The 13,017-nt window shown below is 54.4% G+C and carries 1 protein-coding gene (only partly in view); it reads left to right on the top strand.

Annotation, left to right across the window (positions count from 1 at the left end):
- Positions 1-13,017: the final stretch of a TcdA/TcdB catalytic glycosyltransferase domain-containing protein gene (locus ACOJUN_RS17895; RefSeq protein ID WP_422133270.1), read on the top strand. It extends 15,384 nt beyond the left edge of the window; the window shows 13,017 of its 28,401 coding nt (coding positions 15,385-28,401); its start codon lies off the left edge, out of view; it ends in the stop codon at positions 13,015-13,017.

The following is a 13,017-nucleotide window of genomic DNA, read 5'->3' as shown; positions in this document are numbered from 1 at the left end:
GTTGATGCCAGTCTGTTCCAGTCGGTCTGGCCAGAGGAGGCGGAGCGACTGCGTCAACTGGGCGACACTGTTGATTTTGATTCTGTCCAGCGATGGGATTCCCTGCCTGCGGCGCGGCACCTGGATAATACCCTTCCGAGAGACAACAGCCCGGATTTACCAAAACTTTATGCTGGATCCGTCAGTCAGGAAGGCGTGAAACGGACGCTAAAATGGCTGTTCGATCAGAAGCCTGGATCAATTTCATTGGGCCTTGAACAGCTCTTTGACCAAATTCAGGGGGACCAGGATAACCCGGCTGTTCAAACCTTTGCCGAGGCGCTGTATGAGTTTGACCGCAACCTGCCTGATGGTGACAGAGTCCTGTTCAGGGAGGCTTTCACTCCCAGGCAGATCAAATTTCTGAAGGGTGCCCTGACTCACCAGGCCCCTCAGCAGTGGGAACTGATTGACTACATAGACACACTTAAAACAACGTTCGATTCGCAAGCCCAGGTAACCGATGCTGACGGGTTTAAGTCATCGACCTACCGGCTGGTTGAGTCTGGCAGCGGCGACGACAGCGACAGAGAGTCAGTGGTTGTCATCGAAGACCCTGAGGCGCAAGACAACAAACGCTGCCGACGTGGGGTCGACGGGTGCAGTACTCGCCTGCTATCAGCAGGAAATCTGGCGGACCGCCCCTTTTTGGACATTGACAGCACGGATATCAGTTACACCGATACCAACAAACCTTATTACAAAGTTGAGTTCCTTAACCACAACGATGAGCTGTACCAGGTGCTCAGGCGCTCAGACAAGGATATTACTGCCACCCCCCTGGGCCAGGCTTCCGTTTATGACAGCATCCACGATAGCAACGACTCCCCAGCTGAGCGGGTGTTTTCAGACCCAACATTGGCCACTTCGTCCGTGGCGGTCAGGCGTTCCGATGGCAAGGTTTATCAGCTGATTTCGGAAGCTGACGGTCACTACCGGGCAGTGAGTTTGCAATCCGGAGATAAGCTGTTAGCGTCGTACGACAGTAACAGTAAAACCCTTATTCCGGTGCTGGAAAAAAACGACCATGGAAAGACGATTTATGGCGTGAAACTGGACGACGCCGCCGCAGGGACAAACGGGCTGTTCAAACTCAACCCGAAGGAATCGCTGAAGGATCAGTTAGCCGCCGCCCGCCACTGGCTGTCAGCGAGCAGTTCCGAGCTACGGACGCTGACGGGCACAGACGACAGGATAGCCGTGATCCTTCCTGCCGACTACCGTCCCGGCCAGAAACTGGCGAATCAGGCCGAACGGCTCTTGTCAGAACTGAGAGTCTTTGTTGCCAGCTCCGCAGGACAGCGTCTGGTCAATGCCCTGGGGTTCCCTGACAGTTTCATCAAACCCGCCACTATGACCGAGCTGGACAGTCAGCTGCTGCCCGGTATGAAGCCCCCTGCCCCTCTCAGGCTGGTGATCAGGTTTGGCAAACAGGCTCTTGCTGACCGGGTGATACCCTATCGTCCCGGGGACAGCGGGGACACCAGTGGCAACCGGCTTGTGGTGCTGAAGGTTGACCCGGCGGTGTTGACCGGGCAACGCCACTCCACCAGTAATTACCTGGGAGCACTGGCCTCGGTCCTGAAGGATTTGTGTCGGGCAGCACTGGTCAGTACTGATAAGGTGAACTCACCAGCCATCGCCATGACCTGGTTGCAGGGGGCTAAAATCACCAGTGCCCGGACGCTGCTGCAACTGGAAAACCAGCTTCGTAAGCAGTACGACCTGCTGCCCGTGCTGGCCACGGCATCAGCCCATACCCCTGTTCAGGAGGTCACCTCAGCGGGCGGGATAACGACTGTGAAAAACCGCCATCGGGTCCGCATTGCCTATCAAGCCATTGCTGAGCCTCTGTCCGGCTTTGCCCGGCTGATAGGGGATATGGAAACCCGTCGACTGTTTCAGCGGGTTCAGTATTATTGCAACCAACGGGTTGACCGGTTATCCGACGCTGGTCGTGCAGGGCTGAGAAACCTTCGCTCACTGTTAACGCAGCTGGCCTGGAGTGGGCTGGTCAGTCAGCGCATGGTGACATCGCAGCCCGCACTGCTGGCTGATCCGGCGGACGTGGTCACAGCCGTGCTTGATGACAGTGAGCTGAAAGCACTGGCCGGGATCAACAACCTCGCCGGGCAGCTTGAAGAGGTGTTGACCGATGCTCTGAAAGACCGACGGGGCATCGCCTTCACAGCGGCAGAACAACAGGGATTATTGCGCTGGCTAAGCCGTGCAGAGGCGGTTCTTACGGACGCACAGGCCGTGCGCAAGGAATGGGCCGAGCCCGGACAACTTCCCCTCGCTGCGGATTCCTGCGGCAATGTACCGGTCACCACTGGTAACCGAAAAACCCTTGCCCTGACCAGCACCGGGCGGCAACCGGTCACCCGGCTGAATGATCAGCCTCTCATTGCTATTGAAAGCCAGAACGGCCCCCTGTCCGCTCCGGCAGGCGGTGAGCTTAGCGGTTTGCTGGCCCTGTTGAGACAGGAGTCACCTGACAGCCCGCAGGCTGTCGCTGCTTTAAGGACCGAGCTTGGTTGGGCTCCAGCAGTTACCGACCCGGACTATTACCGGGACGCGATCAAGCGTACTCTGTTATCACTGTCCCCACAGCAGACCAACAACCTGGATGACACCCTTGTTGATTTGCTCAACAAGCCATCCCTGACCGACGGTGAGTCGCTGCTGGCGGAGTATTTTTTTCACCGGCGGCTCAGGGGGCTGGAACCCACAGAGCCAGCCAGGTTGCGGGCGGATGCCCTGCGGGCCAATAAATGGCTTGATCTCCTGCAAAAAAATCCGCCATTGCTTCCGGGACCTGGCTGGGAGCGCCCGGCTTTCACCCTCGATACCGGGTTGGGCCGTTACCAGGCTCAGGTTCAAACCAAGGACGGGCAAAAAACGTTCACGCTGGGTCGCCGGGATGACCTGGCTTTTTCCAACCGGGGGCCCGGCTACACCCTGACTCACAGCGAAGGCGACCGCAAGCAGGTCTTTCGCCTCCAGCTTCCTGATGGCTGGCCAGACCGTCTTTTGCCGATCAGGCTGGTTGTCCACATGGAGTTTTATCGCAAGCTGCAACGGAAGGGCAGTATTGGCAAAGAGCAATTACAGAACGACATTCAATTCATTGCCCGGGGGATGGGGGAGCCTCGTCTATCGCAGCTTCTTCAGGCGCTGGTGCAACCCGTCAGGGATGCAGGCATTGCCGATATTAGCCCTTTTAAAATAAAAATCAGCCCCAGGCCGCTCTGGCCGTTGGTGGACAGTCGTGTCGAGGTGAGTGAGGAAAACAGTGCCCACGCCCTGTTATTGCTGGGCACGAAGAACAGGAACAGGCCATTTATTTTCCGGGAAACCCTGACCAACCTGGTGGGTGCCAGTCTGTTGAAGGCACTTGAAGGTGGTGGAGGGTCGCTGACAGCCTTGCGCCAGCAGGTGCGCCAGCAGTTCGGGATCAACACCGCGACACTGCCTGACAAGGAGTCGCGTCCCTTGGGACTGACCCGTCAATACGCACTGACTCTGGCGGTTGACCCCCCTTCAGGCACAAGCCTCTATCGGCAACTGGTCGCAGGCCATCATAACCTGCTGTTAGCCAAAGGTACGAAAGCCGATTATCGCCGGGCATTGGCGTATTTAGAGTTGCATGACAAGACCAGGATTCAGGCAATAAGGGATAGCCTTGCTAAAGGGGAAATTACAGCCAGTGACCGTGAGAAAAAACTTTTCAACGAGGTTGTCAATGATAAACAATCCTCAGCGCCCCTGGTTCCAGATGGCTCTGATAATACCATTGCCTCCTACAAGGCCTTGCCCTTCACCTCTGAGCTGGTCAACGTGGATTACCGGGCCTTCTGGAGCGTTGGTTCCGGTATAGAATCCCTGCTCGACGCCAGACTGCTGGGGTTAAGTCGGGCGGCGGCAGAAAATTTCCTGTCCCAACAGATAGAGGTCGCTAAAAAGCATTTCAGACTAAAAGTCGTTGCCAGCACTTACCTGAAGTCACTGCTGGTTCATTTTATCTACTGGAAGATGGAGCAGGTTCTGGGTGACACCGGCCAGCCAGCCAGCCGGATACGCTTGGGAGTGACCGATGCGGTAACGACCATACTGCCTGACGGCGATATCGATGACATCGCAAAACTGATGTACGTTGATCTTTGGTTGGAGATAAATACGCCAGAGAGTCCGAGGATATCCACTCTCGTCGCATTGGAAAAAGCCTGCACTTTTGTTGCCCGGGGACTCGGCTGGAAGTCTTTTGACACTGGCCTGCTGGCCAATCTGAAGCAAGATGTGGACACCGTATTCCATGAGGCGGTAGCACTGCGACGGCGCGTCGGAAGGCCGTTCCAGTTGCCTGTTAATCAACAACCGGACGCCCAGGGTAAAGAGCCCACGTCTGTGCAGGCTTTAGCGGGGCAGGATCAGATCATTGAAACCTTCGCCAGCAGCCCTCGTTATGCGGTTATGGCGGATGGTAAAAGGCGTTATATAAAAATAACTCCGGCGGGCCCGGGCAATCCTTTCTCGCTTATGTCACTCCAGTCACAGGATGGCCTGAAGAGGCTGTTACGGCGGCCTCTTAATCCGGGCAAAAACGCTGCAGCCACTCAGGCTTACCTGTCACAGCTGGCACGCCATTATGAGGCTTTTAGTGAACTGAAGGACATTAACATGACCGGCCAGGTCAATGGCGTTATTGACAAGATGGACCATGTCACCCGGCAGCAGTTTGCTGATGGTTTCCTGCACTATGCCCGGCAGTCAGCCATCCCGGCAGGTCTGGCTGAAACCATCGCCGGGAAGTTACTTGCGGCAGAGGTCAGCGCCCTGGGTTCTCTGCCTGAAACGATTTCTACCGGGCTTTATCAGCGGCTCAACGGGCTGCTGAACCTGACCGGGAAAAAGGAATTTTCACTGACCTCTGGCGACCTGAATATTCGGGTGCTGACCGACCCCTCAATCACCGCCGATGCCTCCTACCTGATGCCTGCCCAAGGCACACTGGTGCTGGGCAATGGTGACGCTGACAGCCCGCTGACCGCCGCCGCAGCAATGGCTCTGCTGCAGGCACGGGAAGCCCAGAAACCGGAGGATCAGGCAAAAACATTCCTGGCCCTGCATCAGAAGCGAATCCGATTGCCAGAGGGTGTGGAAAGCCTGTCACCAGAGTCGCTGGTCAGTGAGTTCACGGTTAAGGAAGGCAAGCTGGCACTCTCCGGCCTGCTGGAACGTCTGACCAGCTTTATCGGGCTGGCGGACAGGCTGAAGCGGGAGAATTTTTCCGGAGCCCGACTTCTGGCCAGAAAGATTCGCCAGAACGTGGCCGACAGCGTTGCCGCACTCAGGCGTGATATTGATTTTGGCCAAATGGCTGAGCTGGTTGATATCACCGGCCGTGATTTCCGGAGAACCTTGCAGACACTGGACAAGGCTGGTTTGCCAGACGGTCAGGCAGCAAGACTGCCCGATGCAGACTGTGTTCTGTGCGATGGTTCCGGACCGATCAGGACCGCGATGGCCCTGATAGACAGGGTCAGCGGGCATCTGGATGTCATTGAGGCCAGTGATCACTTCATCCATGTCAGGCAGAGTGCCGGTGACAAGGGGTTGCTGGCAGACGCCTTCCTGCTGCTGGAACAGGGACGTTTTGCGGCGGTGGTCACCGAAGACATTATGGACAGCCCGGCGTTCCGCAAGGAGCTTCTTGAACTCATACGACAAACACTGGCGCAAAGGCAGGGGCTGAAACCGGAGCAAATCATTGATCGGGTGGTCACCTTGCTCGATGATTCGGGCTACAGTCCCGACGACACCCGCTATGTAAAGCAACAGCTGCTTGCAAGCCCGGAATTTGTGGAGAGCCTTAAGCTTCGTGAAGACCATACCGGCGGGGATAGCTTCGAGCCTGATAGCCCGGATGGCAGCAAGTCAGGCGGTGGGTCGAAAAGCTTGCAAGGGAAGTTCATGCGCACGCTGGACGTGCTGGATCGCAGTACAAAATTTAATACGGGCAGGATGGTTGTTGGTGCAGGGAATGCCGTCGCTGGCCTTGCCCTGGCTTCGGTGACACTGAATAACCTGGAAAAATACGGCGACTCGATGCCTCCTGATGCCAGGAACTCGGCCTATGCGAGTGCGAGCCTGGGCATCACCAACTCGGTCTACGGTCTTACCATGAGCGCCAACTGGGCGCTGAGCAAAACCCTTGTCAAGACCAACAATCCGGCAGGTGCCCTGGGCGTCGCGTTAAAGCTGGGTCCGAAAGCGTCACGAAATGTGGCCAGGACTTTACCCGTTATAGGCGGTCTCCTTTCTCTTGAAGTTGGTACGCTTTCACTGGCCGCTAATGCCGCAAACGCCCACGCGGCAAGAAAGGCTGGCAGCTATAAACGGGCGGCCATTTATGGTGCCATGGCAGCCCTGGATGTCATTACCATTGGCCTTGATGTCCTGAGTATGGCGCTGGACTTCATCTTTCCAAAGCTGGGTCTTGTTGTGGACCTGATCAGTATGCTGTTAGGTTTCGTGCAAACGGCCCTGCAGGCCATTATGCCGCCCCCCACCGCCCAGGAGGATTTCAACGCTTTATTGGAGAGCCCGCAATTCAATGGACAGCTTGATCAGCAGATGGAGCACTTTGAGAAAGCAGGCTACAGGCGGTTTATGCTGTTCGACGATGCCAGTAATTATCTTGACCAGAGTAAGTATGACGAGAACCTCGAGACATTGAGGTTCTCCACTATGTGGTTTCTTCTGGATGATTTCGACAAAGACAAATGGTATGCCATTGTTGACAGGCAAAACGTAAGGCGATCCGGGTCAGGGACGTACCTGTCGGACTATATAGAGGGCAGGAAAGGATACAAGAGATTTTTTGGTTTGGGTGGCAATGACACCCTGATCACTGACCTGGGTGAGCTTTATGGCGGTCCGGGCAACGACTTGCTGATTGTCAAAAAAGGCAGAGCAGCAGGGGGCAGTGGCAATGACATTATCCGGGTTGAAGAGTCAGGCGAAGCTTACGGGGACAGTGGCGATGACGATATCCGGATTGAAAAGTCAGGTAAGGCTTACGGGGACAGTGGCAATGACATTATCCGGATTGAAAAGTCAGGTACAGGTTACGGGGGCAGTGGCAATGATGTTATCTGGATTGGGCACACAGGTAAGGCTTACGGGGGATACGGGGACGACACCCTCTACCTGTCAAAGATCGGTGGCATTGGCTATGGCGGGCCGGGGAACGATCAGATTTATTTCGGCAAATCCCAGTATGGCGACTCGGGCGATGACCAGCTCATTGACAAGCTCGGCGCAGTCTACCAGCACGGTGGAACAGGTAATGACCGCCTTTCGCCGGGGTTAGGTTATGCACACCTTTTTGGCGGACCCGGAAATGATACGCTTGTCCTGCCCAGGTTCTCATTTTCTGTGGTCAGCCAGATGCCAAAAGGTAATCTCACGGCTCAGTACACTATTGGTCGTAATACCTTCAGGATTGATGGCCATCCATCCGGTCCCATTCATGACACGCGTCGCTACGCTCATGGTTACTCTAAGCCATTACTCTGGGTTAACTTGAAAAACAGAGTCTGGGGTAACCGTTTTTCTGATTATCTTGAGTTTCAGAAGTTGAAGCGCACCCATCCGGATGGCGAGGAAAAGGAAACAGATAAATCCTTTTTCGGTGTGTTTGGTGTAGGGCCTGGCGGTCAGTCATCGGTGACTAAGGCATTGATGGAGCAGGTTACACCTTTCGCCGGTCACCTGGGCGTCAGTCGAATTTCTGATATTTACGGTACAGGTTCTTACTTTTACCTCGGCAAAGTTCAGTACGGCAGCGCGCGAGAGCAAGTCCACCTCTATTTTTCGCTCAAAGGCGTTTTCGTGATGAAAACTGACCGCTCCCTGTTGTTTTTCAAAGAGAACAGCCTGCTCGAGGCCAGCAAAACTAATAAGGCTGTCAAATTCTTCGCCACCCTCCTGGACAGCTTGGTAACCGGGGGCTCTGTTGATGGTATGGAGCATCTGTTGGGTTCCGAAGACGGCTCGGAAGTCTACGGAACCGAACAGCGCGATAACATTTATCTCAGGGGCGATAAAAATAGCAACAACATAGTGAATACGCGAGGTGGTGACGATTTTGTCTATGCCAGCAATGGCACAGACACAATAAAACTGGGAGAGGGCAATGACCGGGCGGTATTGAGCGATCAAAATAAGGTGGACGGCGGCCCCGGCACAGACACTATTTCCTACGTGGTTCGAAAAAAAGATCTCTGGCTGGATATGACCAACCGGGATCGGTCGAAGGGGGAGGTGGTGACCGGTGTCGAGGTCATACAAGACTCCCCCCATAACGACAAGATCAAAGGCAACTCCGAGAATACGGTTTTTATGGCCACCGGTGGCACCAATACCCTGGATGTCGGAGCTGGCAACGACACGGTTATCACTCAAGGCGGAAAGACATCCATCTGGCTGAGAATCGGTTTTAACTCCGTGATACTGGGTGATGGTCAACACGAGGTTTACACGGGCATTCATGCCGACTCAATCAGGGTGAGTGGCAACAACCTTGTTAACCAAAAATTTTATGTCCACAAACCTCAGGAACCTTCGACAGGAAAATGGCCAGTTCTGGTTATCCGCTGGGGACGATTTAGTGACCGCTGCACCCGGCAGCACGGACAGCTGGCCAGCCTGACTGTCAACCCGTTCAGCGAGCGCATGGACCTGGTTTTCAGCAAACAGAAACCCAATGCTAACGTCACCCTGGACTTTAACACCCCCGACATCCCGCCGGTCACAGTCAAGCAATTTAATACCCACTGGTACCGGAAGGATTTGGATACGGATACGGACCACTGGAGGCACATAGCCGGGGATGTGATGAAACTGAAAAACACTACCCTGACCGATTTTGATTCAAGAAAAGGTGCTTGCAAGGTCACCAGGAAAGTGGACACCCATACCTTTTCCAGAGCACAGATGCTGGCATTTTTGAATCGCTACCCCGGAAAACCTTTAGGTGAATTCCGTCGCAAGCAGTGGCCTGACGAGACTGAGTTGGAGAGTCTTGCCAATGAAGGAAAAAACCTGGGTGCCGGTTTGCACCGCATTAGCAGTGAGGAAAGCAATAATCTCAGGCTGGGGATTGAGATTCGTTTCGACTCTTCCAGTTGCAGCCAGCGTAGCGGTCTTTTACGCAGGCTGACCCTGAAGCCGAACCAACAGCAGGTGCTCTTTGAAGGCTTAGCCCCCGCCCAGAAGGTGCATGCCACGTTCGACAAGGGCAAGGAGATGGTTTTCTCTGTCCCGGCAAAGCACACACTGACTTTACAATTGGTTAAAACCGATGCAGACGGCAGCAGACAACATTATGGCCGTCACCAGATATCAGGAAAAGAACAGTACTCAAAACAATGGCACGAACTGTTCCCCGGTCAGCCAATGGAGGCTGGCCTGGGCATGCTGGAGGTGCGTCATACCTTTCAGAGGACAATGGGGCTCATCAAGCTATGCGGAGCCACCAGACTGTACAACAGCTCTATGACTATACCGGATGTCCAGCTTGACTTGTCTTCAGACTCACACTCTGGCGTTCCCATCATTATCGGTGGTCCGGGCAATGATCGGCTAACAGGCAATCCCTCCACAGATAATATATTGCTTGGCAAGGGAGGGCGCGACATTTTGCAGGATATGGGAGGCAACAACCAGTTTATTGTCGGCATGGGCGATACCACTGTTATGGCTGGCAGGGAAGGACATAATCAGCTAATACACGACAAGTCTTCCTTACTTTATGGGATCCGGCGCCTGCGGCAAGACATCAGGGTTCTTACCTTCAAGGTTGCCACAATATATGAACTGGATGGCATGACCGTCAATGTCACCCAGGGGATCGCACAGACCCGATGGCGAAATACGGAAACAGGCAGCTGGCGTTATCACCAGACCGTATTCAATGGGATCGTCCAGATTGCCGGGACCTCGGGAGATGATTCCTACTATGGCAGCAATGGTACGGATATTTTCAGCACCGGGGGTGGTTTGGACAAGGTGCACATGGGGGACGGAGACGACCGGGTCATTGTTAACGCCCGTTGGCAAAATGGTACCTCGCTGGACGGCGGCAGCGGTGCCAATACCCTGCTCTTTGATTTGCCCGACAGCCATCGTGTAGTTGTTGACCTGGAAAGGAGTTTAACGATCAAGAACTTTGTCCTGGAAGACTCAGGGAAGGGCAAGATAAAACTTTCCGGTGATGATAAAGATAACATTTATGTGTCCAGAGGTTCTCTGTACAGTTTTAATGGCAGGGGAGGAGATGACTACCTTTTTCTTCTGAAGCAGCCGAAGGTCACCCATTTAAACGGTGGTCCGGGCACCGACACGATAGATTTCAGCCAGATGACCATCGAGCCGCATTTTGTCCGGCTCAATCTGTCTTTAAGAAAAAAAGCAGTGAGCTTTGCCTGTTATGCAAGCGATTCGGGATCCTGCCCTCCTGATAAAAACGTCAAAGGTCATATGTCTTTTACGGAAAGGTCGCCCAAACCCAAACCCAAATCCAAATCCAAATCCAAATCCAAATCCAAATCCAAATCCAAGGGCATTTTCGATAAATGGTCGGCAGCTATCAGTAATTTTGAGATTTTCAAGGGCCCCGATTCCGGCGATATTTTCAACATTCCGGCCCTTGCCGGGATTGTCGTCGATGGCGGAGGTGGCAATGATACTTTCAGAATTTCCTCTCCCCGCATCAAGAGCAACAGTTCAATCACCTCCACCGTAGGGGGACCTGGATACAACAGGCATTATGGCAGCCGGGAGGGTGACCGGATGGTGGCAAACCTGGGGCCTGACCTGCTTTCCGGCGACCTGGGCCCGGATATTTACGTTATTTACCCACAGGCCAATGGCACCCGGATCGTCGACCGGGACAACGGAAATAGCCTGATATTGCACGGAGTCCAACCTGAAAAGCTGGACTGGCGACTGACTGGAAATTATACCCATCTGGAAGTGGACAACGACGGACATTTCTTTTTCAGCATCGATTTAGGGCACGTTCCCCAGTGTGTGCGTGAGGATGGCAGCCTGGTCACCGGGCACTTTATCAACAGCCTGGAACGGCATATCTGGCGCCTGACAATAATTGCTCCGGCCAACAACGAAAGCAGGCTGCTGAGCGGCAAAAACCTTCGAGATTACTATCACGCCAAGCTGACTGTGGATAAACGACTGGATAGCACTTATCAGCTTGGCAATATCACCGCACCGGTGCATGGCGGGCCAGGTGATGACGTGTTTTTCTTCTCGGGTGCTGTCAAGCCGGGGGCTGGGCTGTTCGGGGAGTCGGGAAATGATATTTTCCACCTCAAAAGCAGTGGTGCCAGTGTTCACCCCGGTCCTGGCAATAACCTTGTCAGTCTGGAGCTGGGGGGTTTAAAGGATAGTGGCAGGGATAGTGGCAGGGAAAGCGGCTGGGAAAACCGCGCCGTGAAGCTGTTTTTTGCTCCCTTTTCGTTTAACCGTGTTCGAATGGTTGGTGTCAGCCTCACGGATTTGCAGGCAGCAAGCTGGCGTTCGCTGGCTCTGCGTAATGCGCCTGACAGCAATGACCAGACTGGTTGCCCAGCCGGCTTATCCTGCTTGATGCCCCCTCCGGTCACCGGCGGCAGTTTTATCCTGGCAGCCTGGATTCGCCAGGGCCTGCCGCTGGGCAGAGGAACACGGGCCGGGAGCACGCTGATTCATTTTGCCGGGCCTGACGGCTCTGATGCCATCAGCCTGAGCCTGAAACCCGGGAGGCTGGAGGTCAGGGTAACGGAGGGTGCCAGGTTCTTTCATCGAAGGGTCAGGCCATTTTTTACCTCCCCCCGCCTGCATCTGGCCATGACAATAAATGACAGTGGTTTTCTAACTATCTACCGAAATGGTCAGATTGCTTTGGCAACCCAGGCTTTCAAGCCAGCCAGGAAAATTCGGGCGCTGAACTGTTATGCCGCTGACAAACTCATCATCAACCAGCGTCTCCCGTCGCCTGAAGGGATAAAAATGATGGCGTCCGGTGCCGACCCCCTGGTGAGAATAGGCACCTGGCAGGACCCTGACCGTATCTACGCCAATGGCTGGCCAGACAGCCTGGAACTGGATGACGGCATTCTGGATGACAGGGAAAGGATCGGTCGACGACTCGAGTCTGGTTATTCACTTTCAGAGCAAACCATCCCCGGACATCAGTATGTAATCGACGAAAAAAGCACTACTTACCGTTTCTCTGGCGATGACATGGATAACGGCCAATGGCTTCTGGCAAACGCCACGGGCACCGCTGACCAGCTCGAAATTAATACCCATGATTGCCAGACATTGGGCTATCAAAAGTCGGACGAGGATCTGATCCTGACTGTCTTGTCGAATAAGAACCGGTTGAAAATCAGCGACAATAGCAGCCATCCGCTCAATGCCACCCAGAGCCTTCGGGTGCAAAACTTTTTCAGCCAGGAAGGCGATACCGTTGAGCGCCTGATCGTCAATAACCGGGTGCTCAGCATGAGCGAGGTGCTGGCGAAAGTAGATACCCTACAGTCAAATGGCAGCCGCTCACTGAATGAAAGCATCCCAGAGGCAACTTTGGCCGCTGAGGGTGGGGGCAACGGAACCCAGTCCTTACTGAACAGGATCATTGGCAGGGGGAAACAGCTGTTGAATCTGGGCAGTCTGACCGTAGCTAAGAAAGACGACGCTGACACAGGTGAAGCCGAGAGTGAGCGACCCATGGTGGCGAACCTGAATAACACGGAACTGAACCGGCAATACCAGCGTTTGGTTCAGGAAAGAAACACCCTTTCAGGCAATCGCAGTGGCGAGAGCCCATCGTTTATTCCATCGGTAAGCCAAAGAATGGCGCAGAACCTGACGAATCCGCTAAATTTAACGATGATGGGTCAGGGCTGA

Origin of the sequence: Endozoicomonas sp. ALD040 (genome assembly GCF_049275945.1) — a bacterium.
In the GTDB taxonomy this organism is placed as follows: domain Bacteria; phylum Pseudomonadota; class Gammaproteobacteria; order Pseudomonadales; family Endozoicomonadaceae; genus Endozoicomonas_A.
Note: the sequence above shows the minus strand (reverse complement) of the source record. Positions and strands in the feature narration are given on the sequence as shown.